22 protein-coding genes, 6 tRNA genes and 1 other RNA gene are annotated in these 24,411 nt (G+C 37.7%); 15 read left to right on the top strand and 14 right to left on the bottom strand.

What is annotated here, in order from left to right; all coding sequences use genetic code 11:
* From HUV91_RS00500 to HUV91_RS00490, 3 genes are read right to left on the bottom strand one after another with little or no spacing between them, the layout of a single operon-like run.
* Positions 1–1,761 carry a flavin-containing monooxygenase gene (locus HUV91_RS00500; protein WP_174492184.1) on the bottom strand — a complete coding sequence of 587 codons (1,761 nt, stop codon included), beginning with the start codon at positions 1,759–1,761 and terminating at the stop codon, positions 1–3.
* 22 nt (positions 1,762–1,783) lie between these two features.
* Positions 1,784–2,629: an SDR family NAD(P)-dependent oxidoreductase gene (locus HUV91_RS00495; protein WP_174492183.1), complete on the bottom strand. Its 846-nt coding sequence runs from the start codon at positions 2,627–2,629 to the stop codon at positions 1,784–1,786.
* A 25-nt stretch (positions 2,630–2,654) separates the two neighbouring features.
* Positions 2,655–3,611 carry a metal-dependent hydrolase gene (locus tag HUV91_RS00490; RefSeq protein ID WP_130074639.1) on the bottom strand — a complete coding sequence of 319 codons (957 nt, stop codon included), beginning with the start codon at positions 3,609–3,611 and terminating at the stop codon, positions 2,655–2,657.
* Between the two features lie 410 nt (positions 3,612–4,021).
* On the opposite strand from HUV91_RS00490, the gene HUV91_RS00485 reads away from it, so the two are divergent.
* The 3 genes from HUV91_RS00485 (at position 4,022) to HUV91_RS00475 (ending at position 7,561) form a co-directional block, all read left to right on the top strand.
* Positions 4,022–4,525: a hypothetical protein gene (locus HUV91_RS00485; protein WP_174492182.1), complete on the top strand. Its 504-nt coding sequence runs from the start codon at positions 4,022–4,024 to the stop codon at positions 4,523–4,525.
* A gap of 358 nt (positions 4,526–4,883) precedes the next feature.
* Positions 4,884–6,509 (top strand): NAD+ synthase, encoded by a 1,626-nt coding sequence (locus HUV91_RS00480; RefSeq protein WP_130074637.1) that lies wholly within the window; start codon positions 4,884–4,886, stop codon positions 6,507–6,509.
* 5 nt (positions 6,510–6,514) lie between these two features.
* The gene (locus HUV91_RS00475) at positions 6,515–7,561 is read left to right on the top strand and encodes a hypothetical protein (protein WP_174492181.1); all 1,047 of its coding nucleotides are present in this window, start codon (positions 6,515–6,517) and stop codon (positions 7,559–7,561) included.
* An 82-nt stretch (positions 7,562–7,643) separates the two neighbouring features.
* Here HUV91_RS00475 and HUV91_RS00470 read toward each other — a convergent pair.
* Positions 7,644–7,720, bottom strand: a tRNA-Met gene (locus tag HUV91_RS00470).
* Between the two features lie 163 nt (positions 7,721–7,883).
* Between HUV91_RS00470 and HUV91_RS00465 the strand changes: the two genes are divergently transcribed.
* Positions 7,884–8,291 (top strand): hypothetical protein, encoded by a 408-nt coding sequence (locus HUV91_RS00465; RefSeq protein ID WP_174492180.1) that lies wholly within the window; start codon positions 7,884–7,886, stop codon positions 8,289–8,291.
* A gap of 450 nt (positions 8,292–8,741) precedes the next feature.
* Here HUV91_RS00465 and HUV91_RS16660 read toward each other — a convergent pair whose 3' ends face one another.
* The gene (locus HUV91_RS16660; protein WP_267313463.1) at positions 8,742–8,876 is read right to left on the bottom strand and encodes a hypothetical protein; all 135 of its coding nucleotides are present in this window, start codon (positions 8,874–8,876) and stop codon (positions 8,742–8,744) included.
* A gap of 467 nt (positions 8,877–9,343) precedes the next feature.
* Between HUV91_RS16660 and HUV91_RS00460 the strand changes: the two genes are divergently transcribed.
* Positions 9,344–10,282, top strand: coding sequence for an RDD family protein (locus tag HUV91_RS00460; protein WP_174492179.1), 939 nt, complete (start codon positions 9,344–9,346; stop codon positions 10,280–10,282).
* A gap of 55 nt (positions 10,283–10,337) precedes the next feature.
* Here HUV91_RS00460 and HUV91_RS00455 read toward each other — a convergent pair.
* The 4 genes from HUV91_RS00455 to coaD all read right to left on the bottom strand — a co-directional run bounded on the left by HUV91_RS00455 (position 10,338) and on the right by coaD (position 11,645).
* Positions 10,338–10,414 (bottom strand) — tRNA-Met (locus HUV91_RS00455).
* 63 nt (positions 10,415–10,477) lie between these two features.
* An RNA gene (gene rnpB / locus HUV91_RS00450) (RNase P RNA component class A) lies at positions 10,478–10,860 on the bottom strand.
* A gap of 28 nt (positions 10,861–10,888) precedes the next feature.
* Positions 10,889–11,152 (bottom strand): YfhL family 4Fe-4S dicluster ferredoxin, encoded by a 264-nt coding sequence (locus tag HUV91_RS00445; protein ID WP_174492178.1) that lies wholly within the window; start codon positions 11,150–11,152, stop codon positions 10,889–10,891.
* Position 11,153: 1 nt separating this feature from the next.
* Complete coding sequence (coaD, locus tag HUV91_RS00440; protein ID WP_130074607.1) at positions 11,154–11,645, bottom strand: pantetheine-phosphate adenylyltransferase; 492 nt, start codon at positions 11,643–11,645, stop codon at positions 11,154–11,156.
* Positions 11,646–11,786: 141 nt separating this feature from the next.
* On the opposite strand from coaD, the gene smpB reads away from it, so the two are divergent.
* Entirely contained in the window at positions 11,787–12,263 is a 477-nt protein-coding gene (gene smpB / locus HUV91_RS00435; protein WP_130074606.1) for an SsrA-binding protein SmpB, read from the top strand.
* Positions 12,264–12,308: 45 nt separating this feature from the next.
* Here the strand turns inward: smpB and HUV91_RS00430 are convergent, their stop codons facing one another.
* From HUV91_RS00430 to rluD, 4 genes are all read right to left on the bottom strand, one after another.
* Positions 12,309–13,550 (bottom strand): hypothetical protein, encoded by a 1,242-nt coding sequence (locus HUV91_RS00430; RefSeq protein WP_228721858.1) that lies wholly within the window; start codon positions 13,548–13,550, stop codon positions 12,309–12,311.
* A 217-nt stretch (positions 13,551–13,767) separates the two neighbouring features.
* Positions 13,768–14,322 carry a flavodoxin family protein gene (locus tag HUV91_RS00425; RefSeq protein WP_130074605.1) on the bottom strand — a complete coding sequence of 185 codons (555 nt, stop codon included), beginning with the start codon at positions 14,320–14,322 and terminating at the stop codon, positions 13,768–13,770.
* 39 nt (positions 14,323–14,361) lie between these two features.
* Positions 14,362–15,102: a peptidoglycan editing factor PgeF gene (gene pgeF, locus HUV91_RS00420; protein WP_130074604.1), complete on the bottom strand. Its 741-nt coding sequence runs from the start codon at positions 15,100–15,102 to the stop codon at positions 14,362–14,364.
* A 23-nt stretch (positions 15,103–15,125) separates the two neighbouring features.
* A complete protein-coding gene (gene rluD, locus HUV91_RS00415; RefSeq protein ID WP_174492176.1) occupies positions 15,126–16,178 on the bottom strand; it encodes a 23S rRNA pseudouridine(1911/1915/1917) synthase RluD in 1,053 nt (350 codons plus the stop codon).
* A gap of 71 nt (positions 16,179–16,249) precedes the next feature.
* Here rluD and HUV91_RS00410 point away from each other — a divergent pair, with 71 nt between their 5' ends.
* Both HUV91_RS00410 and HUV91_RS00405 read left to right on the top strand, forming a co-directional pair.
* Positions 16,250–17,305 (top strand): outer membrane protein assembly factor BamD, encoded by a 1,056-nt coding sequence (locus HUV91_RS00410; RefSeq protein WP_130074602.1) that lies wholly within the window; start codon positions 16,250–16,252, stop codon positions 17,303–17,305.
* Between the two features lie 140 nt (positions 17,306–17,445).
* Positions 17,446–19,344, top strand: a complete 1,899-nt coding sequence (locus HUV91_RS00405; RefSeq protein WP_130074601.1) for a DNA primase — start codon at positions 17,446–17,448, stop codon at positions 19,342–19,344.
* 69 nt (positions 19,345–19,413) lie between these two features.
* Here the strand turns inward: HUV91_RS00405 and hemA are convergent, their stop codons facing one another.
* Positions 19,414–20,697, bottom strand: a complete 1,284-nt coding sequence (hemA, locus tag HUV91_RS00400) for a glutamyl-tRNA reductase (RefSeq protein ID WP_174492175.1) — start codon at positions 20,695–20,697, stop codon at positions 19,414–19,416.
* Positions 20,698–20,774: 77 nt separating this feature from the next.
* On the opposite strand from hemA, the gene HUV91_RS00395 reads away from it, so the two are divergent.
* The 7 genes from HUV91_RS00395 (at position 20,775) to HUV91_RS00365 (ending at position 24,397) form a co-directional block, all read left to right on the top strand.
* A complete protein-coding gene (locus HUV91_RS00395) occupies positions 20,775–22,487 on the top strand; it encodes a tetratricopeptide repeat protein (RefSeq protein ID WP_174492174.1) in 1,713 nt (570 codons plus the stop codon).
* A 7-nt stretch (positions 22,488–22,494) separates the two neighbouring features.
* Positions 22,495–23,070 carry a lipoprotein insertase outer membrane protein LolB gene (gene lolB, locus HUV91_RS00390; protein WP_174492173.1) on the top strand — a complete coding sequence of 192 codons (576 nt, stop codon included), beginning with the start codon at positions 22,495–22,497 and terminating at the stop codon, positions 23,068–23,070.
* Positions 23,071–23,091: 21 nt separating this feature from the next.
* On the top strand, positions 23,092–23,922 hold the full coding sequence (gene ispE / locus HUV91_RS00385; protein WP_174492172.1) for a 4-(cytidine 5'-diphospho)-2-C-methyl-D-erythritol kinase: 831 nt from the start codon (positions 23,092–23,094) through the stop codon (positions 23,920–23,922).
* A gap of 5 nt (positions 23,923–23,927) precedes the next feature.
* Positions 23,928–24,002 (top strand) — tRNA-Gln (locus HUV91_RS00380).
* A gap of 38 nt (positions 24,003–24,040) precedes the next feature.
* A tRNA-Gln gene (locus tag HUV91_RS00375) sits at positions 24,041–24,115 on the top strand.
* A 30-nt stretch (positions 24,116–24,145) separates the two neighbouring features.
* Positions 24,146–24,220 (top strand) — tRNA-Gln (locus tag HUV91_RS00370).
* Between the two features lie 102 nt (positions 24,221–24,322).
* A tRNA-Gln gene (locus HUV91_RS00365) sits at positions 24,323–24,397 on the top strand.
* Positions 24,398–24,411: the final 14 nt, after the last annotated feature.

The raw sequence follows: 24,411 nt of genomic DNA, 5'->3' as shown, positions 1-24,411 counted from the left end.
TTATGATGCTGTATGGTAATGCTTCAAATCTAAATCTTTTAACTGGTTTTTTAACTCTTGCAATGACCATGGCCAAGCTGCAAAGTTACGACCATTTTGATCTAAATAATAAGACTTACAACCACCTGCATTAAATACAGTCGTTTTCAGATTTTTTTGTACTTTTAAATTATGATAACGCACAACATTTTTCTTAATTTCAAGACGTTTAATTTTCTGGTCACGCATTTTTAATAAGCCACTGATAATATAATCAAGTTGCGCTTCTGCAATACCAATGAAAGAGTCATACACTAAAATATTTGGACCCAAGACCAAGAATGCATTAGGCACTTTTTCAATACTTGTACCCAAATAAGCTTCCGGAGAACTATCTTTCCACAACTCCGATAACAATACACCATCAGAGTTCTTGACACGCTGCCCAATAGGGGGATGAGAAACTTCAAAACCTGTTCCCCAAATAATCACATCAACTTCGTGACGTTCACCATTGGCAGCAATCACCGTATTACCATCAATTTCAACTAAACCATGTGGAATTAAGCTCACATTATCTTGTTGTAAAGCAGGATAATAATTGTTAGCAAACAATAAACGCTTACAACCAATATCAAAGTTTGGGGTTACATCTTGACGTAATTTTTCATCTTGAATTTGTAATTTAAGCAATTGCTTACTTAAAAAATTAACAGGTTTTAAAATTTTTGGATGGCGTAAACCAAAATTAATGCCATTCAAAATTTGTGCAATACTATTACGCCAAGTTTGTTGAATAACAGGGAAACGGCTCACAATACCCTTTGCGGTATCTCCTAATTCACGATCAGCTTTTGGTAAAACCCAAGGTGCAGTACGTTGAAATACAAATAGTTCTTTTGCTAATGGTTGTACTTGCGGAATAAATTGAATCGCTGATGCACCTGTACCAATCACGGCTACACGTTTACCTTTGAGATCATAATTATGATCCCAACGTGCAGAATGGAACATTTTACCTTTAAAGCCTTCAATGCCCTTCACTTTTGGCATAGATGGTTCAGTAATTGGACCTGTTGTAAAAATGACTGTTTTCGATTGAAACTTCCCTTTTGAAGTTTCTAAATTCCAAACCTGTTGCCCTTCATCCCATTGAGCACTCAGTAACTCATTACCAAATTCAATTTTCCCACCCAAATTATGCTTTTCTACAACCTCCTCTAAATAACTGAGAATTTCTGGTTGCTTCGCAAATAAATGACTCCATTTATGGCTTGGTGAAAAAGAAAATGAATACAATGCAGATGGCACATCACAGCCACAGCCTGGATAATTATTATCGCGCCAGGTTCCACCGACACGATCTGCTTTTTCTAGTACGATGTAATCGGTATAACCCGCCTGATTCATTTTATATGCAGCAGCAATACCTGAAATCCCAGCGCCCACTACGATCGTATCAAAGACACGTACTGGTTCAGATTTTTTAGGTGCAGTTGCTTTTTGTTCAACTGTTTTTGCTGATTTTTGTTCACTGCTTGGTGTTTTCTCAATCGCTTTTGCTGCAACTTTGGGCTCAGCTTGAGTGTCTACTTTCACTTCTGCTTTTACTACATCTTTCTCTACAGCTTTTTCTTGTAGTTCAACCTTTGCAACTGTGTGATCCGCTTTTACCACTTCAGGTTGTGTCACTTTTTTCACATCTTCAACGGTGGTCTGTTTCAACTTTTTCTCAGTCGTATTTTCTTCAGATAAAGTGTCTACTGATGTTTCTGTTGTCATTTTTCTTTACTCAAACTTTAGATTACTTAAAATATCGATTAAAAATTGGGTATCCAATACCCAACATTTTTGCATATAAACTTGGGGATGCACGCTTCATGAGCCAGAAGAGTTTTGCATCTGGTTGGGGAATGGTATAAAGCTTGCCTGCATCAAGATTATCAAGTGTTTTCTGTGCCACTTTATCACTCGTTGTAAATGCATGATTGGTTAACAAATCATCTGCAACACCTGCATACTGTTTTGGCAAACGACCATTCTTCATAATATTAGTCGGTACCAATGTTGGACACAGCACATTAACACTGATTTTATCTTTACGTAGCTCAGCTGATAACGTTTCAGAAAGTGCTAACACACTTGATTTCGTTACGTTATATGCAGTCATTTCAGGTGCTGCTGTATAACCTGCTGCTGAAGCCACATTAATAATTGCACCATAACCTTGTTGTTTAAACTTAGGGACAAAATAGTGACAACCATAAATCACGCCCCAAAGATTAATATTGACACACCACTGCCAATCCTCAAGTGAAACCTCATCAAATTTGCCTCCCAACCCTACACCAGCATTGTTGATGACTAAAGTGACTACATGATTCATTAACTTTTCAGCATTTTCAGACAATGCTTTAACTTGTGTCTGATCTGTCACATCACATTGCACAGCAAATGCTTGACCTGAAGTTTGGCTTGCAATTAAATGTACTGTTTCTTGTGCAGCATCCAGATTAATATCTGCACAAACAATCGTTCCACCGCGTTTTGCCAATTCCATAGCAAAACTACGTCCAATACCACTGCCTGCACCCGTCACGACAGCATAGGAGTTCTGTGATGGCTTTTTTGTTTTAAAGAAAATTCCCATATATTTTTTCCAATCCTTGATGAACTTAATTACGTAATGCAGGAATAAATTCTTTAACAAAATATGGTGCTAACACACCTGTTTCAGGGTTCAATAAAGTGTCTTTGTAATATTCTAAGAACTCGGTTGTATCATGGTCATTTGGATGAAAATCTGGGCGTAAGTAATCAAAAATATGTTTCACTGTACTACCATAAACACCATCTTTTAAACCAAAAATTAAACTAAAGCTGTGTGGAATATCTTTCCAATAACTCCAACTAATTAAATTAGACGGTTTACGATAAAAAGGCACAATGGTTGAAGCGACAGAAATTAATACCAAAATGGTAATTAATGCAGGGAAAAAACCTGCAATACGTAGCCAATAATTATTTGATAATGTTTGGAAAACATCAAATGCAATATCTTTATGCTCAGATTCTTCTAACATATGCCACATCCAAATGGCACGTTGTTTTTCATCATGAGAACGGAAGAAAATTTCTTCATGGTTCATCATATACTCAGCTAAAACAGCAGTGAAATGTTCAATACCTGCCATTAAAGATAATTTCATAGGCTGAGGTAAACGATTAAAACCATAATCAAAAACTTTACTCGCTAAAAAACGAAAGAATTTTACAGGTAGATCAATTTCCATATATGCATCATTCATTTCCTCATGCATTTTAGAATGAATAGCTTCTTGACCAATTAATGAGGTAACACGCTGCTTCAGTAAAGGGTCTTGAATAAAGTCACGATGATAACGTGCAGTATCAATCACCAAATCTTCACCATAAGTTAAAAAGATTGATAATGAAGCAAAATATGCACTCGCTAACTCTGCATCCATAAAAAATTTTGGATCAAGTTTCTGCGGCTCAAAATCAAATTTCATATGACGAATTGGAATAATAGGTGTTTGTTTTTCCAAGTCAAATGGAGAACCTGTAAATACCTTTGAAAATATAGACTTAACCGGATTAGCGAATAACATGGCGATATACTCTTTTATTGGATTAATATAAGCACAGCTTTATGTGAAGCCTTGCTCATGTTTGGAGTAAAAACTCGATTTAATGCATGAAAAATTACGCTAAGATTTATCAAATGCTATTAGCATTTCAGGTCATTCAATTTGCATTTTGTGACTTTATTAAATTTTGTCAGACAATTTTTTTAGAAATAACACCTATTAACAAATTTTGACCTCTAAGGATATTTTTAAACTGAGAATGTGTGCTTATTTTTTTATTGATAACACGTCGTTAGCTTGATAATCCCTAGTATTTAATCTTTTTTTAATTTGAAATTATAAACTTTTAATATGACATCTTGATAAAAATATCGAGTTCTCCATTAAGTCTCGCTATAATTTCAAATGCGTTAAATCACAAGGTTTATACTGTGTTCGATTTTCATGAATGGCTATATAAAGCTTTAAAAATTGAATTATTTAAATGTCGTCATTTAACTGAAGGTGAAATCCGAATTAGCCGTTCTGTTTTTGGTGATCTGATTGATTACTCAAAAGTTTTAGTCATGAATCAGCCTTATCTCCCATGGCAACCTGTCGGAATTTTAATGGCGCCCAATGGCTGCATTCATATGAAAGATGCCGATTTTTGTCATGATTTTTCAAAAGAAAGTTTATCTATTCAAGCACTTTTCATCCATGAAATGGCTCATATTTATCAATATCAACATCAAGTCAATGTACTACTCAAAGGTGCCATTTTACAAATCGCATTATATGCAAGTTATGGTAAATACAATCCTTATCACTACACGCTAGAAGCCAATAAAAAGTACTGGGCGTACAATATTGAACAACAAGGTGATATTGCCAAGGATATTTTCTTAAAAAAAATACCCAATATTATTTTAAATTCAGCGATGTATATAAAATAGATAACTGCTTACTTTTTACAACCCAAATCCTGCTCTTGTTTACCTAGGATCCTCTTAAAAATAAATCCTCAAAATTCTTCATTTTTTCATTAAAAATCTGTTAAATTTAACAAGATGATAGATAAGTTTTTGACATTTTTTTTAAATCTCTAGCATCTGGCTTTATTTTCGTTAAAATAGCTTAAATCTGTAGTTTTTGCCATGCAAGAAATAAAGATTTTTATCATGAAAATCATTTTTTATTTTGCGCCTTTTGGCAGTGTTTGTGAATGTTAAATTACACACAGTTGAATAACTATATAGATATAAATCAACCTGTTGTGTTCTTACTACCCTATAGGAATAGGACAAAGTTTAAATGAAAAGTTTTAAAGTTGCTCTCGCGCAATTCTCTCCACACATTGGTAATATCGAAGCAAATGTTCAAAAAATGATTGAACAAGCCAATCAAGCAAAAAAACAAAATGCAAATATTATCGTTTTCCCAGAACTTGCCACTATTGGCTATCCTGCTGAAGACTTATTGCTTCGCCCAAGTGTGAACAAACGTACAGCTCAAGCTTTTGAACAATTACAATCAGTTAAAGATATTGTGATGGTTTTTGGCTTTGTAAATGCAACTGAAGATGGTCAACGTTACAACGCTGCTGCTGTGATGAAAGACGGACAAATTCTCGGCATTTATAATAAACAAAATCTTCCAAATTATAGCGTTTTTGATGAAAAACGTTATTTTAATGAAGGTCATCAACACCTTGTTTTTGAATACTTAGGTCATAAATTTGGTGTATTAATCTGTGAAGACGTATGGTCACTCAATACTGTACAGCAACTTTCGCAGTTAAATGTTGAAAGTGTTTTAGTTTTAAATGCTTCTCCTTATGAAGTCGGTAAACCACAGCACCGTATCGCAACCCTGCAAGAATTAGCAAAACAAATGAATATTCACTTGATTTATACCAATCAAGTGGGTGGTCAAGATGATTTAATCTTTGATGGTTCAAGCTTTGTTATTAACAACACAGGTAATGTTGCTTTACGTGCCGAAAGCTATAAAGAACAACTTTATATTGTTGATTATGAAGTTGAAAACAAAGCCTATAAAGCAGTAGAAACCACGCCTGCTTTAGACACGATGGCTGAAATCTATCAAGCCTTAGTCATGTCTACACGTGACTATGTCGAACGTTCAGGTTTCCCAGGTGTGATTTTAGGTCTTTCAGGTGGAATTGACTCTGCATTAACTTTAGCCATCGCGGTTGATGCCATTGGCGCTGACAAAGTACAAGCTGTGATGATGCCTTATACTTATACCTCACAAATCAGCGTAGAAGATGCTGCAGAGCAAGCGAAACGTATGGGCGTGACTTTTGGCATCGCGGAAATTCACCCGATCGTCAACAGCTTTATGCAAACACTTTATCCATTCTTTGGTAACTCACCTGCGGATGCGACTGAAGAAAATCTTCAAGCACGTGCTCGTGGTACATTACTCATGGGCTTGTCGAACAAATTTGGAAATTTAGTTCTTTCTACAGGAAATAAATCTGAATTGGCTGTGGGTTATTGCACACTTTATGGTGACATGGTCGGTGGTTTTGCAGTCCTCAAAGATGTTTATAAAACAATTGTGTTTGAACTTGCAAAATATCGTAATAGTTTGAGTGAAACTGCGGTGATTCCTGAACGTGTCATCACGCGCCCACCATCAGCAGAACTTCGTCCTGACCAAAAAGATCAAGACTCTTTACCTGCATATGACATTTTAGATGCCATTTTGTATGCCTATATTGAAGAAGATCAAAGTCAAGATGACATTATTGCCAAAGGTTTTGATAAAGACGTGGTTGAAAAAGTGATTAAACTCGTTGATCGCAATGAGTACAAGCGCCGCCAAGGTGCAATTGGACCACGCATTAGCTCACGTGCTTTTAGTCGTGAACGTCGCTATCCAATTGTCAATGGCTGGAAAGCAGGGAACTAATCCTCATGCCCTTGTTAAAGCTTTCACCAAGTTTTAGCCAAGACTTTGCTCAAGCACTTTTGCTTGAGCAAGTCCATTTCATTAAACGAAAATTACGAGATCCTCAAGACCAAAGCTATCTCCAAAACTTTATTGAAAAAGTCTACAATCATGCTGACAAAATCTATTTAAAAGATGTCATTCAGCGTCAGTCTTTGCATGAAGTTGTACAAAAATATGCATTTGAACTTAATCTAGGTGCAGATATTTTAGAGTTCATCGGTTTTAGTGCACAAAAAATTCACCAAACTGCAACCCTAAGTGCAGCTCAATTTAATGATTTTTTATCCGATGAACATTTTGAGCTTTGGCTATACAAAATTTTAGAATTACAACAATTACGCCAATATCTACAAGAAAATTTAAATGAAAATTCACAAATTAAACTCATCAGCTTGCAGCTTGCCAATCAGATTTTAGAAAGCAATACACCTTGGTTAGATTATTTCCGTAAACTCAATGTGCGTAATCAAAGCATCGGCGGCAAAGTATTAAATTACTTACAAGATCAACAACATTCCATTGAGCTTAAATTAGAGCAACAACTTGCCACAGCAATCCGCCATCAAATCGGCAATATTATTTTATTACCCAATGATGAATTAGCAGAAATAGCCTTACAGTTGTGGTCTGAAATTAAAACTAAAACCTTACAAGAAACATTTTCTCAGTTTGAAGCCATCGATTTAGAAGAATTTTTTATTTTGGCCTATGAAACATGGAAGCATTTACGTCAAATCCCCTACATGCAAAAGATTATTCTTCATATCGTGGATGCTTTTTATGAGTATTTTAGCGAATATTCATTACAAGCACTTTTACATGCGGTCAGTTTAAGTCAGGCAGATTTGTTCAAAGAAGCTCAACGTTTTGCCCCTTTCTGTCTAGCAGCATTAGATAAAAATGGGGTGTTAGATGACATCATCAGTGCATTCATTGCACCATTTTATTTAGATGAAAACACGCAGAAATTCATTGAAAATTATATCAATCAACATCTTGATAAAAACTAATTTTCTTTGATTTTATTGATCTTTTTTTAATTTTTATGCGGTACAAAAAAAGAGACCATGCGGTGAGCATGGTCTATAAAAATGGTGGCTATGACGGGACTTGAACCTGTGACCCCCGCATTATGAGTGCGGTGCTCTAACCAACTGAGCTACATAGCCTTAAACTGTGTGCGCATTATGTAAATTTTTTAATGCATCGTCAAGCACTGTAATGCACTACCGCTCATAGTTTAAACAACCAAAAAACAAATGTTTAAAATTAATACATTTTTATTGTAATGATCAGGCAAAATAAATCCAATCAATTGAATTTAGGTTTTTGATGATGAAAATTAAAATACTGATGTTAGCACTATTGATGCCGATACTGCCCGCATGCCAACTCATTAGCCCTATTTTTGTCGATTATAACGGCGTGCGTATGGATGTTGCCCGTTGGATTAATCAACAACACTTGCTCAGCATGCAACAAAAAAGAAGCCTTGCACAACTGAGTAAGGCCCAACAAAAACTCGTTCACATTGAACAGATTCAAGAGAATCAAAAGCTCGACATTGCTAAAGAAAATAGCATTGCGCTACAGTGTGCCCAGCAACATCTCAACACACATAAAATTCAGCAATTACAACAACAGGTGTTTGATCAAAAAAACATGCAACGTATTTTAACCATCTATGATCAACAATTTCCCAAAATTAAACTTGATGCCAATAGCATTCAATGTGAATAATACCAATCTGTTAAATTAACTACATATGACTCAGCCACTTTTGCTTTTCTGCACCAATTGCTTTAAACAGGATCATGCTACCGTGAGGCGACAGGGATGTCGCCGTTAGACAAGGGTTACATGGATGTACCCTTTGTCTAACAAAGGATTTTTGTTACTTTTCATCCTGAGCAAGAACAAAGCACTGCTTTGTTTGAAGCGCAAGAGTAAGGCATCGCCTACGCATAGAAATTTAAAATTTCCACTGTAGGATAAGGCAATGCAAACTTTAAATTTATATTAATTCACTTTTACTGAATGGTATAATTTTCTCTTCAAACGATGGGATGCAAATATTTTTTAGATTTACCTACCTTCGCTTATTTGCATCTTCTTCATTCCAAATGCTGAAAAACTTTTTCAATCCATATTTTTTGATGAGCTTAGATTTTGCATCATAAAGATCACAAGCTAAAAATTCCTCATTTCCCAACCATAACAATACTGATTTAATACCTGAATTTCCTGTTCTGTTAATTTTTCAGCCAACTCATCTAAAACAGGGTCCCAAATGATGGCACAATATACCCGTTGTGCTTGTGTCATCGTTTTTCTCATCTTTTTTATTTCAGTTCGTATTTTATATAATGAATCATCAAACAATAAGATATTAGGTGAAAAAATTCACCTATCAAAAAATAACAGATAAAAAAACAACTTGCCCATGACCGTGCTGTAGGACGTTATTGTGCATCACAGCAAATTTCTATGGAAAAGCTCAATCTGGTTGATCAACAAATTTTTGCTTTGCCCGAGCATCAAAAAATCTCCATGATTTATACACGCTTCAAACACAGATGCAATTTCATCTAGAACAAGAAAGCTGCCAAAATAAATTTTAGTCGAGGAGCTGAGCAAGCAAACCGATTCAGCACACCTTAATTTCAATTCAATATTGATGATGATTCAATGAAATAGTTATATTCACAAAAATGTACTGATCCATTAAGCTATCGCACAATTTCCATACATTCTAACAATTTTAGTTTTAATTAAATTTAAAGGGATCTCGTTTGTCTTCTTCAGCTCAAGCATATATTGCAGGTTTTTGGCGCAGATTTTTCGCGTTTTTCATTGATAGCATTCTCGTTGGTATTTTCTGTTGGGTCATCGCAAGTGTTTCAGGTGATTTATTATTTAAATTCCCTATCGTCAGTATTTTTGTTGGTTATTTGATTGTCATTTTATATTTTGGTTTACTCAATAGCCATTTACATCAAGGGCAAACTTTTGCCAAACAATTACTTAAAATTCAAGTGACGCAAATCAATGGAGAATACTTAGCCGTCTTGCCATCATTGCTACGAGCTGCCATTTTATTTGCACCTACATGCTTGATGTCTATCAGCAATTATATGCCCGCAACTCTCGCATGGGGCTGTACAAGCCTACTTGCGATACTACAATGCCTGATTGTCTATTTTTATCTATTTAATCGCCATAATCGCCGCTCAGTACATGATTTTATTGCACAAAGTGTTGTGATTAACACCTCTCCTCAGCCAAATCAAACCGTCGCTAAAATGTGGAATAAACATCTCTATTTTGCAGGTGCCTTCGTCCTTGTCAGCTTCACTTATAGCATTTGGATGTTTATTGAGATGGGTGACTTCAGTGCTACTGAAAATCCTCAATTAAAAAGTATGCAACCAGAGATTATCTCGATTAAAGAAATTGGAGATCCAAACCCTGAATTTACATTGCGCATGTTTGAAATTCAGGTCAATGACCCAAAAACTTTGAATAATCCATTTTTTGCACAACAGTTTGTAGATAATTTACAACGTCTTCGACCTACAGCATTTGCTGCAAAGACCAATACAATGATTGTACTCATTTCAAAATTTCAATTTGGTTTAGCATCAAAAAGTCATTTCAATATGTATAGCGTTGACAAAAATGAGCAAGGACAGAACATTGCTGTTGAACAAATGTCGAGTTTGGATTTTTAAATCATAAAATTCAGATAAAAAAAGACCATGTTTTTGGAAACATGGTCTATAAAAATGGTGGCTATGACGGGACTTGAACCTGTGACCCCCGCATTATGAGTGCGGTGCTCTAACCAACTGAGCTACATAGCCTAAAACTGTGGGCGCATTATCTGTTGTTCTGATAAATACGTCAAGCACTAATTTTAAAAATTTGTTTGAAGTGAGCCGATAAGCCGGGTTCTGTCGTGAACGATCATTCCTCTAGGCGTACAATCACTCATACGCTCAAGCGACCTACCCGAATCCAGCACGGGCCGTGCCTCAGGATTCCTATTTGGTCTTGCTTCTGGTGGGGTTTACCTTGCCGTGAACTGTTACCAGACACGCGGTGCGCTCTTACCGCACCCTTTCACCCTTACCATCTCTCTTGGTTTCCCCGAAAGGAAATTGCAAAGATGGCGGTCTACTCTCTGCTGCACTTGCCGTCGGCTTTCGCCGCCCAGGCGTTACCTGGCACCCTGCCCTATGAAGCCCGGACTTTCCTCCCCTGCTTCAATCACGGAGATCTCCACAGCAGCGATCGTCTGGCTCACTTCAAGGGGCGCATGTTAACAAATTTTTGTGTTAATTGCTCGCACTTTTTTGAGCAATCAGTTTTTTATATTTGTCCATCAGTTGTTCTTCGCTTTCCACATGATCGGGATCGTTTGGAATACAGTCGACTGGACAAAATAATGCACACTGCGGCTGGTCGTGATGCCCCACACATTCTGTACACAAGTCAGGATTTATTTCATAGATGAGCTCACCCATGAAAATCGCCTCATTGGGACAAACAGGCTCACACACATCACAGTTGATGCATTCATCAGTAATAATTAAAGACACTCTACCAACCTTGTTGAATTTTGTGTGCAAAGGCATTGACCACACATTGTGGTACAAACTTATGCACATCACCTTTTAAACGTGCAATTTCCCGCACCATTGTCGATGAAATAAATGAAAATTGTTCTGATGGCGTCAAAAATACTGTTTCAAAATGATAATCAAGCTGGCGGTTCATATTTGCTAACTGAAACTCATATTCAAAATCTGAAACAGCTCTTAAACCACGCAGAACAGCAGTGGCTTTTTGCTCATTAAAGAAATTCACTAAAAGTCCATCAAATCCCACAAATTCAACATTGGGTAAATGACGTAATGATTCTTGTGCTAATGCCACACGCTCTTCTAGAGTAAATACAGGGTTTTTATGATGTCCTATTGCAATTGCGACCACAACCTCATCAAACATTCGTGAAGCACGGGCAACTAAGTCGACATGTCCATTGGTAATAGGATCAAATGTTCCAGGATAGATGACACGAGTTTTAGACATCCATTTTTACTCTAGTTGTTTATGTAGATGCATAGTTTAACAAAAACTTATTTTTAAGCGAACTATCTCAATGCAAATGAAAGCACTTCACCTACAGCCAAGTTTGAGGCAAAATAAGATTAATCTTGGAAATTTTGAATTATGTCTAAAAATATTGTAGTTAAAAAAAATAATGGTGGCACCATTGCACAGAATAAACGTGCTCGCCATGATTATTTTATTGAGGAAAAATTTGAAGCAGGTTTGGCTTTGCAAGGTTGGGAAGTCAAGTCTTTACGCGCAGGTCGCATGACTATTACAGAAAGTTATATTATTTTTAAAAATAATGAAGCGTTTTTGTTTGGCTCACAAATTCAACCCCTTTTGTCAGCATCTACGCATGTGGTACCTGAGGCAACACGTACACGTAAGTTATTGCTGTCTAGACGTGAAATTGAGAAACTGCAAGGTGCAGTGAATCAAAAGGGCTATTCTTGTGTGCCTTTAGCCTGTTATTGGAAAGGTCATTTAGTCAAAATCGAAATCGCTTTAGTGAAAGGTAAGCAACTTCACGATAAACGTGCCACTGAAAAAGACCGTGATTGGCAACGTGATAAAGCTCGCATCATGCATAAATAAAAGCGGTAAAAAAACCTCCAAATTGGAGGTTTTCTTATATCAGTACTAGCAAAATTTTAGACTACCGTAGCAGTTTGGAGCAAATGTTTGATTTTGAAGCTGTAAGTCTTTTAATGGAAAATCAACACGTGTGTTTGGTAAATTTACATTTCCAACAGTTAAAGAGTCACCAAATAAACAATCTATAACACCACAAGTTGGAGGATTTGCTTTTATATAGTTACTAATAGGATTCACAACTTGTTTTAAAACATCATTGGTAATATCAATTTTTTTACTTGGATTCACATTACCAATATCAATTGGATCTTCAATGGCTAACCACCATCCACGTTGAGCTGCAGCAGCAGCACCATTCCAAAAAATATCTTGCTTCTGCATAGAGAGTGAAAAAGGATTATTTAATTTAAGTTTATGAATGTAGCCTAAATTCTCATTAACTGTAATATCAGCCTTCAAGCCTGTAATATTTCCATCTACTTTTTTCTGAAGCTTTAATAATCCTAGTAAAATAGTGATTGAAGCCCTTAGATCACCAGAAAAATTCAGTTGATTGATATTTGCATAACCACTCAATTGAACACTATTTAATCTACGACCATTAATCGTTGTTCCATTAATAAAAATATCTGCAGAAGCGGAATCCAAATTCAGACTATAATTATCAGAGTCAAAACCAAGTGTTGGACAAAGAATTAAAACGCATGCTCTCACATTACCATTTATTTTCATTCCTGTATCAGTGTAGCTCATGGTTCTTGGTTGAGTATATCCTACCCCAGTTGTATCTTGAATTTTCATATAACCACTAAGGCTATTGATCCCATTAGGTTTATCAGAATTTTCCTCACCAAGAGTTAACATCCCTAAGACTTTTTCTGCACTCAAACGAAAGCCAATGATTTCACGAGTAGAAGCTGAGTTTGGATTTTTAATCGCAAATTCAACAAAGGGATTGGTCATTTTTGCAGAAGAACTCGCACGTCCTTCTCGTGTTTCAGCAATGCCTGATAAACTTAGATTATCAATGTCAAGATCACAGCCACCTGCTCCATTGATACCACCGCAGCCCAGTTGTAACTTTTTAATATTGGCATTTAATTCAAGTTCAGCTTCCATACCCAATTTATAAAAACCAATATTTTGTGATGCCATGGAAGAATTTGCTTTAGAAGGGTCTGTATAAGTCAAATTCATAAGTGCCTGACCTTGCACTTCAGAAAGTTCTGCATCAGAAAGAGGTTTGAAAGTCGTGTCATCTGCACAAGCTGAATCTATGGTCAACATAAGCAAAGCACCAGAGATGACCAATCTCATTTTAGTCATTATAAATACTCCAAATTTTTATTTTATTTATGGCGTGTAGATTCCATCAACACGTTGAAGCATTATGCATTAAAACTAAACAAATAAAAGTTAATAAGTTTACATAAATCATAAAATTTGTTTACTTTGCGGTATATTTCACATTTATTATTTTTTAACCGTTTGTTTAAATAAAAATTTACTTAATTATCTTCATTAACAATAAAGCAACATATTCACCAAACCAAATTGCAGTTTGCAAATCTCCTTTTGGGGGTGTGACATCTACAGGTGCATTATCAGATTGGGTCATTAAGCCCAAAAAACTCGACATACGGTTTAAATCTTCTGTGCCACGTCCTGTTGGCATTATGGGTAGGCCTGTCCATAACATGCCATGTTGCATTGCAAATAGATTGATCTGTTGCAGGACGGCAAGTTTATCACCACTAAGTCCGCCGCCATTGGTAAAACCTGCTGCAAGTTTGCCTTGCCATGCACGAGCCAACCAACGTTTAGAGGATTGTTCCATGAACAATTTTAAGCCTGAGGTGAGGTTCCCCATATAGGTTGGGCAACCAAAAATAATTCCATCTGCTTGATCTAATACGTCCCAATCAATATGTTCAATATTCATCAAATGAACAGCAACCCCCACTTTGGCTGCACCTTGTGCAATATGCTGTGCAACTTTTGCAGTGTGTCCATAGGGACTATGATAAACAATAGCAAGGGTTTTAGCGTTCAAAGACATATCAATAAAAACAAACGGATTTACTCAAGTTTACATGAATTACTGCATAAAGACGAATGTCGCCATACGTCCAGTTTTGGTATTTCGGCGATAAGAGTAAAAGTCCTGATCTTGTAAATACGAGCATTGCTCGCCGCCCAGCACCTGTGTGACACCATTTAACTGGAGAATAAATCGTGCAATGGCATAGAGGTCGGCATAATATTTTCCGTCTTGCTCGCCATCTTTAAAGGCAACTGCAAGCTCTGGATATTTATCACAAAAGGCCGCTTTTACTTCTGCACCAATTTCAAAACATGGCTGACTGATTGCCGCACCTAACCACGCCCAAGTTGGTGGTGATAGCATCTCAGCAAGGGTATTTTCAATAATGCCACCTGCTAGTCCACGCCAACCTGCATGTAAGTTCGCAATCTCTGTACCCTCAGCATTGCCGAGTACTACAGGTAAACAATCCGCTGTCATCATCATCAAGGCATGGGCTTTTTGCTGTGTGACCAAGCCATCACCCACCAATGCTTCAAAAGGCATCTGTTGATTGATGGTGTGGCAAATCGTACTGTGAGTTTGCGTCATCCATGTGATTTTATCCACACCGAATTGCGCAAACTCATCCAATAAAGTCATACGATGCTTTTGCACACGTTTCGGGTCATCATTCACATGCAATGCCAAGTTAAATCCCGCAAGCTCAGGCGTTGCCGAAGGCAAAGCGTTGTCATGCTGTATATGTGTCTGTCCAACACATACACCTTGAGGTAAACCTTGAATAAATTGCATGTGATTTTTCCTTTATCGGGTAATTAATAGGCTTTATTTTCACTACGTAAAACTTCAACCAAAGTGGTGAAATCTGCTGGCCACGGCGCCTCAAACAACATCTCTTCTTTGGTTCTCGGATGAACTAAGCCTAATTTTGCCGCATGTAAAGCTTGACGTTTAAAGCCACGTAAAGTGTCTGTGAGTAGCTCAGATGCACCCGCAGGTACTTTAACGCGACTCATATACACTGGATCGCCCACCAAAGGAAAACCAATATAAGTGAAATGGACACGGATCTGATGGGTACGCCCTGTTTCCAATTGTGCTTGTACACGTGTGAAATGTTGAAAACGTTCTTTCACATTATAATGGGTCACTGCATCACGCCCACCTGGAAGGATCGCCATTTTTATACGATCAACAGGATGACGTTTAATTGGCTCATCAATGGTGCCACCTGCAATAATATTGCCATAGCAAATCAAGTCATAAATACGATAAACAGATTTTTTTGCCAGTTGTTTACTGAGCGCAAATTGTGCTTCTAAGTTTTTTGCAACCACCAATAAGCCACTGGTGTCTTTATCGATGCGATGCACTAAGCCTGCACGGGTCAGTTCGGCAGATTTTGGATAATGATAAAGCAAGGCATTGACCAAAGTTCCATTTGGATTGCCTGCACCTGGGTGAACAATCATGCCCACAGGCTTATTAATCACGATAATATCTTCGTCTTCGAAGACAATATCTAATGGAATATTTTCAGGTTGTGCAGAAGTTTGAGCCTCAAGCTCAACCTCTAAAGTGAGTAATTCATTGCCTTCGCATTTGTACTTTGGCTTAACAATGTTACCATTTACCAACAAATGACCATCCTTCAACCATTGCTTGAGTTTTTCGCGTGAAAATTCACTCCAAACGGTGGCTGCAACTTGGTCGATGCGTAGACCTAAATAACTTTCATCCAATTGAAATTGCAACGATAAACGTGTTGCAGTTAAGGCTGAAGTATGATTATCTGCATCCTCAGAATCTTCAAGTAAATTGAAATCATTTTCTGAGAAATTAGAATTAGAAGATTGTGCTGAAGTCATTTGCTCATTCGGACAAAAGTGGTTTAATAGTGCAATTGTAGCCTATTGCCCGTATAAACAGAGGAATTTTTATGTCGCTACCACGTTATAAAGTTACAATGCTTGCTTTATCTTTAAGCATCGCAACGGCATTTGTAGGCTGTAGCAGCAATCCAAGTAAAAAAGAAGTGGTTGATACTGGTCCTCAATCAAGCGAGCAAAGCTATTACAACAAAGCAATGAAAGCCTTAGACAAAGGTCAATATGGCGATGCTGAAAAGTCATTACAAGCGATTGATACCTATTACCCGACTGGACAATATGCGCAACAATCGCAATTAGAATTAATTTACACAAAATTTAAACAAAAAGATTATGAGGCAACCATTGCCCAAGCTGAGCGTTTTATTCGCTTAAATCCACAACATCCAAATGTAGATTATGCCTACTATGTACGTGGTGTCGCGAATATGGAAATGAACTATGACGGCATCATGCGTTATACCTCATTGAAACAATCGCATCGTGACATTAGTTATTTAAAAGTGGCATATCAAAATTTTGTCGATTTTATTCGCCGCTATCCAAGTAGCCAATATGCAGTAGATGCTGCACAACGTATGAAATTCATTGGTCAAGAATTGGCTGAAAGTGAAATGAATGCAGCACGTTTCAATATCAAACGTAAAGCATACTTAGCAGCCGTTGAACGTGCACAATGGGTGATTGAACATTATCCACAAACACCTCAAATTCCAGAAGCTTTAGCGACTATGGCATATGGCTATGACAAACTTGGGGATCAAGCCACTTCAAAACAATATATTGATATTTTGAAGTTAAATTATCCAAACTTAGTGAAGTCAAATGGCGAAGTAAATCTAAATGCTGCGCGTAAAGACGGTAGTTTATTGAACCGTGCAACCTTAGGTATTTTAGGTCGTGGGGAAAAAACTACAGGTTCTGCCGAACAGAATGCTAAAAACATACAGCAAGACACTGCCGCAGAAGACAAACCAAGTTGGTTAAATCGCGCAACCTTTGGTTTGTTAGACCGTCCAGATCGTAAAACGTCAGGCGAATATGCCTCTGCAAATGAAAGCTTATACGATGGTCAGCGTACACAACCTGCCCAACCCCAGCAATAAGTCAGCCGATCACAACAAAGGCAGAATTTTTATTCTGCCTTTTTTATGTGTAAGCAAATCCAATACACATATACGCTTTGCCAAATCTAAGCTAAACTTGTCGACCCACTTATTTTTTATTGCCGATTTGGCTTGTACTTATGGCTATTCCTCAGCATACGATTGATCAGATTTTAGATCGAACCGACATTGTCGATTTGATTGGTCAACGTGTGAAATTGAAAAAGACAGGTCGTACCTATTCAGGTTGCTGCCCTTTTCATCAGGAAAAATCACCCTCTTTCCATGTCTATCGTGACAAACAATATTTTCATTGTTTCGGTTGTCAAGCCAATGGGAATGCCATTCGTTTCTTAATGGACATTGACCATCGTAATTTTGTCGATGTCATGAAAGACCTTGCCAGTCAAACGGGTATCGAACTACCTAAAGATAACCAAGACAATAAAAAACTGTCATATAAGCGTGAAGCAGCAAAACCACAACCAAGTATTGAACATAAAACTTTAGATCAACCGAGTATCGTTCCGAGCACAGATAACACAATGCCTATGGATATTGATCCATTTGAGGCATTCAATCAGTCTCCTGACTTTGAAAACTTTGATCCAACACAGTTTGATCATTTTAGCGATGAACAAATTCCACAAGATGGAAATTTATATGATCTTTTGGAAAATATTGCCCAGTTTTATGAAAAACAACTCCCACATAGTAAAAGCGCACAACATTATTTTAAGCATCGTGGTTTAACCAAAACCACCATTCAGTATTGGCGTTTAGGCTATGCACCTGAAGATTGGCAACATTTAGAAAAAGCTTTTCCACAAGATATCGAAGGCTTAAAACTGCTAGGGTTAATCCGTACTAGTGATAGTGGGCGTGACTTTGACTTGTTGCGTGACCGAGTTATTTTTCCAATCCGAGACTCCAAAGGTCGTGTGGTTGGATTTGGTGGTCGTGCACTGAATGACGAGATTAAACCCAAGTACATCAACTCACCTGACTCCGAAGTATTTCATAAAAACCAATTGCTCTATGGTTTATATGAAGGTCGTAAAGAGCGTGCACAAGATTGGCTGATGGTCGAAGGCTATATGGATGTCATCGCCTTACAGCAATATGGTATTTCGGGTGCAGTAGCAACGCTTGGAACAGCAAGTAATGCGGACCATTTGGGCATTTTATTTAAACAAAATAATCAAATCACTATTGCTTTCGATGGTGATGCCGCAGGTCAAAAAGCCGCACGCCGAACACTAGAAATCGCGTTACCACTACTCAATGATGGGCGTGAACTCAAGTTTTTTGTTTTACCCAAAGAACATGATCCCGACTCTCTGATCCGCAAAGAAGGCATGGAGACTTTCCAACGCTTGTGGCAAAGTGCACCGCTGTTGTCTGATTTTTTGTTTGCGTTACTCAGTCAAAATTATGCCATTACCACACCCGAAGGTAAGAGTCAGGTGATGGCTGAACTCAATCAATTGGTTGAGTTACTGCCCAAGCAAGGCTCATATCGTTATTTATTACGTCAATTTTTCCGTGAAAAGTTAGGCTTTAATAAAAAATGGCAGCCACAAATCAGTTTAGATGCCTCTTTGTCTTTTAATATTCGCACCAAAGATGAAGACTTTGCTGTGGCAATTTTGATGCAACACCCCTTCTTATATATTCATTTTGAAGTGTTACGTGCATTTATTCAGTCCGATGAATTACTTGCCAAAGTACTTGCTGTATTCGACATTATTTTTGATGACCTACCTGATGATCAAGAACTCGCAACTTATTATATTTTAGGCGCTTGCGGTGCTTATCATTTAGAGTTGGCTGAAATTATGCAACGCACCAATATTCAAAACCTCATTGAAACACCTGAACTTGCTGACAAAGTTGCCGCTGAATACTCTCTTTCTTTGCAAGAAAAATATTTACGTCAGAAAATGAAAGCGCCTGCATCCTTAAGTGAATCTCGTAATCTACGTCAACAACTCAATGAATTGACCAAGAAAATTAGTTTAAAATTGGTGCATAGTTAAAAATAGAACTGATCCAAAATTTACTCATCATTCAGGCTTTCAATCATAAAAACCAACTTTATTTTTGAGTTAAGACTTCACTTTACGACCATTTGCGAAAATATCCTGAATATTTTCTTTCAACCAATCAAAATGCGAAGGATCTTCATCTTTGGCAGCATTGCGTAGCAAAATAGAGGTTGGATGCAACAATTTTTGTGTTAAACGATGATTAAAATCTTTTAACACTTGTTCAGCATTTTCACCTGACTGAATACGCTGTAAAGCATATGATAATTCAAGCCGACTCTGTTGCTCACCTTGCTGACGATATTGATGAATGGTTTCACCTGCTTTATTAATTTTTTGCTGTGTCACCAACTGCGTTACCAATTGGTTCACCATCACCTCTGCTTCAACAGCAGCCTGACGGCGATGGGCAAGATTTTCATCAATGACAGACTGTAAATCATCTACGCCATACAAATACACGCCATCTAAACTTTCGACTTTTGAATCAATATCACGAGGTACAGCCAAATCAACCATCAGCATTTGTTGATAACGACGTTTTTTCAAAGCCGCTTTGACATCAGCAAATGAAATCACCTGATATAAACTCCCCGTGCAACTTGAAATGACATCTGCACGGTATAAGTTTTCAGCAAGCTCACTAAATGGAATAATTTCCACTTCCACACGGTGGGCAATTTCTTGTGCCAATTTTTCAGCACGCTCACGCCCACGGTTACAAATCAAAATTTTAGCAACACCCATTTCTGCTAAATGTTTTGCAACCAAGCTGTTCATTTCACCCGCAGCAACCACCATGACAGTCAGTTTTTCTGGGCGGCTAAAGACTTGTAGTGCCAATTGTGCAACGGCATAGCCCATTGAAACTGCATGACTTCCTACAGCTGTTTCAGAACGTACACGTTTTGCTGCATAAAAGGCATATTCAAAAATTTGATTGAGTTGTTGCGAAACGGTGTCTGCATCTTTAGCCAAAGCCAAAGCCGTTTTCACTTGTCCTAGAATTTGTGGCTCACCCAACATCAATGAATCCAAACCGCTCGCGACCCGCATTAAGTGCGAAACAGCATCGCTATTCTCATAACGATATACATGATTTGACAATTGTTTTACATCAATACCATTTGTTTGAGCGAGCCACTCTAATACCATATCAGCATTTTCAGCCATGGCATAAACTTCAGTACGATTACAGGTCGAAACCACCACCATATCGTTCATTTCATGATGTTGGCACTGTTCTGCAAGCAAGGTGCTTAAGCGTTCAGGATTGAACGCAACTTTTTCACGAAGCTCTACAGAAGCAGTTTGATGGTTGACACCCAATGCAAAGAAAGACATATCAGATCATCATTTCGCTAAATTTATGTTATTGTGCAATAACGGTGTCATAAAAAGCATACTTGGATAAAGAAAAATTGCGTCAAATAAGCAGCCGCATTAACGGCACGACAATTAGGCAATATTCTACCACATTCTTACTTGTCGGTAGCATGGCTTCTAGCGCTCATATTCGAGCCGCTAGCGAATTGTATCATGCAAATTATAATACAGAAGCATTAAAACAAACCATGATTGCCGAATTTGCCTTGGCCTATCATGATACACCTACAGCTTTGCATAACTACACCGTACTTGCAATCCGTAATAATTCTACGTCTATCAAACAACGTGCACTTGATATTGCGATTGAACACAATGACCTACAAGCCGCTTTAGACATTGCCACGCATTGGGTGGTGCAAGAGCCTGATGATGTTCCTGCAAAATTTTATTTGGCACATATTGCACTCAAAGCACATGAATATCAGCTTGCTGCCGAAACCTTAGATCAGATTTTAAACATTGATGCCAATGCCGATCTAGAACAAATTTTAGCAGGTATTACCCCTGAATCTGAGGAAGATCGCCTTAACCTCCTCAACACCTTACATGCCAGTAAAGAAAAAAATAATCCTTCCGTTTTAATTCTTATCGCAGGCTTAGAAGCGCAAAATAACAATATTGAAACGGCTTTGGAAACGATCAATAAAGCCTTACGTAAACGTCCTAAAGTGACTGGTTTTATTCTCATGAAAGCCAATCTACTCATGGCTTTAGGAGATGAACAACAAACTCTAGACTGGTATGAACGCAGTAGCCGTAAGCACAAATATAATCTTGAAGTGCGCTTAGCAGAAGTACGCTATTTAACCAAAATTAATCAACCTGAATTAGCGTTAGAGAAGTTAGAAAAAATTATCAAAGTGTGGCCTGATGCTGAAGAAGCATTGTTTATTGCAGGTCTAACCGCCATTGATCTGAAAAAATATGATTTGGCTGAACAACATTTGGTCGAGTTACGTTATTCAAGTAAATATCAAAATGACGCTTATTTTTATTTAGCCATCAATGCTGAACGCAAACAACAATTGGAAACAGCCAAAGCTTACTATCGCTTAGTCGATGGCAATCTTTATACTGTATCTCGCCGTAACCTGATTTCAATTTACGACAGTCAAGGTAAATTGAACGATGTTTTACGCTTTTTAACCCAAGAACGTGTTAATTATCCACAGCATGCGAGTTTTTTGTATCAAGCACAAGCTGAAATCTTAAAAAAAATGGACAATAAAAAAGCTGCATTGCGCTTGCTGAGCGAAGCAGTCCAAAATTTACCAGATGATCCTGAACTCTTGTATTCAGAAGTTCTCTTACTCGATCCATATCAAAATAAAGAGCAACTCGATAAAGCATTGAAGCAATTACTTCAGTTAGAACCCAATAATCCAACTTATCTAAATGCCTATGCTTACACCTTGGCATTACAAAATCGTCGCTTGCAAGAAGCACGCAGCTATGCTGAAAAAGCACTTGATTTCGCCCCTGAACAAGCGTCTATTTTAGATACTTTAGGCTATATTACATTCTTACAAAATGATTTTAGCACAGCGTCTAAGGTTCTTGGCAAAGCTTACAATATGAGTAGCAATATCAATATTGGTGTGCGTTACGCAAAATCCCTCTACATGCAAGGGGCACTTGAAGAATTTAATCAAGTGTTACAACAACTCAAACAAAATCACCCAAATGATGCTGAATTACAGCAACTTGATTCATTATTATTACCTCAACACTTAAATAAGAGTTAATTTTTTTATGCGTTTTATTGCTCAAGTATTCTTTGCCTCAATTGCAATGGCAAGTTTTACCCTGACTGGCTGCCAACAATATGTCAAAGCACCAACCACCACAACACAAGTGCAAGATGCGCAACATTTTAGCCTTGAAGGTAAAATTGGAGTCAAAACACCTAAGCAATCAGGCAGTGCATTTTATACATGGCAACAAGACAATGAAAATTTTAACATTCAACTGACGGGTATTTTAGGCATTGGTAAAACGGTTATTGAAGGCAAACCCGGTCAAGTGACGCTCAATAGTTCCAAAACAGGTGAAATCAGTGCAGAAACACCTGAAGAGTTACTTGAACGTGCGACAGGATGGGTTGCACCCATTACCCATATTATTGACTGGGTACAAGCAAAACCTGCAACAACAGCAGCCACGTTACAAAAAGATTTACAACTACGCCCCATCAAAATTGAAGAAGATGGTTGGACCGTTGATTTAAGTTACAACGATGCAGCAAAGTTGCCCAATAAGCTGGTTTTAAAACAAGCGTTGGAGGCAGGTCAGGAAAATCGTATTACAATGATCATTCAAAATCGTTAATTTGCAAAAGCTTAAATTCTTATGATTCGTGTGCCTTCCCCTGCCAAATTAAATTTGTTCTTACACATCACAGGTCGCCGTGAAAATGGTTATCATGAGTTACAAAGTATTTTCCAACTCATTGATTTATGCGATTGGATGGAATTTCAACAAACCGACAACGATCAAATCATCATAGATGGTTTAAATCAGGTTAATTTGGAACAAAACTTAATCTATAAAGCCACACAAATTTTAAAACCTTTTGCCCACCAAGTAGCGACAGGTTTGAAGATTAAAATAGAAAAAAACATTCCCATGGGGGCAGGTTTAGGTGGTGGCTCCTCTAATGCAGCAACCACCTTGATCGTCGTCAACCAACTGTGGCAATGTGGTTTAAATAGGACAGAATTGGCAAAGCTTGGAGTCAAATTAGGGGCCGATGTCCCCATTTTTGTCTATGGTCAAAATGCTTGGGCAGAAGGTATCGGCGAACACTTAACATTCATAGACTTAGCTCAAAAACAATACATTGTGTTAAAACCTGATTGTTTTATCAGCACTCAACTGCTTTTTTCACAAAAAACATTGACAAGAGATACGAAGCCTACTAAATTTTGCGCCTATCAACAGAACTCATCTGTTTTTGGAAATAACTTTGAGCCACTTGCTCGAAAATTATATCCTGAAGTTGATGAAGCTATGCGTTACTTAGATCAGTTCGGTAAAGCACAACTCACAGGTACAGGTGCTTGTGTTTTTGTTGAGGTGACTGAGAATATGAATGTTGATGATATTTTAGCAAATTCTCCTTGTAAATCTTACATGGTCAATAGCTTAAATGAATCACCACTCGTTCATTTCACAGCATAAATGATAGGGGCGTCGCCAAGTGGTAAGGCACCGGGTTTTGATCTCGGCATCCGTTGGTTCGAATCCAGCCGCCCCTGCCATCATTTTCATCTGTAGATGAGTTTTTCATCTTTGTAATAGGGGCGTCGCCAAGTGGTAAGGCACCGGGTTTTGATCTCGGCATCCGTTGGTTCGAATCCAGCCGCCCCTGCCATTACAAAGCATTGAAATTTCACATCATATTAGGGGCGTCGCCAAGTGGTAAGGCACCGGGTTTTGATCTCGGCATCCGTTGGTTCGAATCCAGCCGCCCCTGCCATTTATTTTCAAAAAGACAGAACACCATTACTGTATTTTTTGATAGGTTAAATCATAAATGCCTTGACAAATATCAGTAAAAATATTAAAGTTCTGCCGCATTAGGGGCGTCGCCAAGTGGTAAGGCACCGGGTTTTGATCTCGGCATCCGTTGGTTCGAATCCAGCCGCCCCTGCCATCTATTTTCATACA

The organism is Acinetobacter sp. Marseille-Q1623 (assembly GCF_902809895.1).
Lineage (GTDB): Bacteria > Pseudomonadota > Gammaproteobacteria > Pseudomonadales > Moraxellaceae > Acinetobacter > Acinetobacter piscicola_A.
This window is presented reverse-complemented; position numbering and strand designations above follow the sequence as displayed.

Excerpts from the sequence above, each read along its gene's own strand:
- HUV91_RS00500 (WP_174492184.1), bottom strand. The coding sequence starts at position 1,761 with ATGACAACAGAAACATCAGTAGACACTTTATCTGAAGAAAATACGACT.
- HUV91_RS00495 (WP_174492183.1), bottom strand. The coding sequence starts at position 2,629 with ATGGGAATTTTCTTTAAAACAAAAAAGCCATCACAGAACTCCTATGCT.
- HUV91_RS00490 (WP_130074639.1), bottom strand. The coding sequence starts at position 3,611 with ATGTTATTCGCTAATCCGGTTAAGTCTATATTTTCAAAGGTATTTACA.
- HUV91_RS00480 (WP_130074637.1), top strand. The coding sequence starts at position 4,884 with ATGAAAAGTTTTAAAGTTGCTCTCGCGCAATTCTCTCCACACATTGGT.
- HUV91_RS00475 (WP_174492181.1), top strand. The coding sequence starts at position 6,515 with ATGCCCTTGTTAAAGCTTTCACCAAGTTTTAGCCAAGACTTTGCTCAA.
- HUV91_RS00465 (WP_174492180.1), top strand. The coding sequence starts at position 7,884 with ATGATGAAAATTAAAATACTGATGTTAGCACTATTGATGCCGATACTG.
- HUV91_RS16660 (WP_267313463.1), bottom strand. The coding sequence starts at position 8,876 with ATGACACAAGCACAACGGGTATATTGTGCCATCATTTGGGACCCTGTT.
- coaD (WP_130074607.1), bottom strand. The coding sequence starts at position 11,645 with ATGTCTAAAACTCGTGTCATCTATCCTGGAACATTTGATCCTATTACC.
- smpB (WP_130074606.1), top strand. The coding sequence starts at position 11,787 with ATGTCTAAAAATATTGTAGTTAAAAAAAATAATGGTGGCACCATTGCA.
- HUV91_RS00430 (WP_228721858.1), bottom strand. The coding sequence starts at position 13,550 with ATGTTGACCATAGATTCAGCTTGTGCAGATGACACGACTTTCAAACCT.
- HUV91_RS00425 (WP_130074605.1), bottom strand. The coding sequence starts at position 14,322 with ATGTCTTTGAACGCTAAAACCCTTGCTATTGTTTATCATAGTCCCTAT.
- pgeF (WP_130074604.1), bottom strand. The coding sequence starts at position 15,102 with ATGCAATTTATTCAAGGTTTACCTCAAGGTGTATGTGTTGGACAGACA.
- rluD (WP_174492176.1), bottom strand. The coding sequence starts at position 16,178 with ATGACTTCAGCACAATCTTCTAATTCTAATTTCTCAGAAAATGATTTC.
- HUV91_RS00410 (WP_130074602.1), top strand. The coding sequence starts at position 16,250 with ATGTCGCTACCACGTTATAAAGTTACAATGCTTGCTTTATCTTTAAGC.
- HUV91_RS00405 (WP_130074601.1), top strand. The coding sequence starts at position 17,446 with ATGGCTATTCCTCAGCATACGATTGATCAGATTTTAGATCGAACCGAC.
- hemA (WP_174492175.1), bottom strand. The coding sequence starts at position 20,697 with ATGTCTTTCTTTGCATTGGGTGTCAACCATCAAACTGCTTCTGTAGAG.
- lolB (WP_174492173.1), top strand. The coding sequence starts at position 22,495 with ATGCGTTTTATTGCTCAAGTATTCTTTGCCTCAATTGCAATGGCAAGT.
- ispE (WP_174492172.1), top strand. The coding sequence starts at position 23,092 with ATGATTCGTGTGCCTTCCCCTGCCAAATTAAATTTGTTCTTACACATC.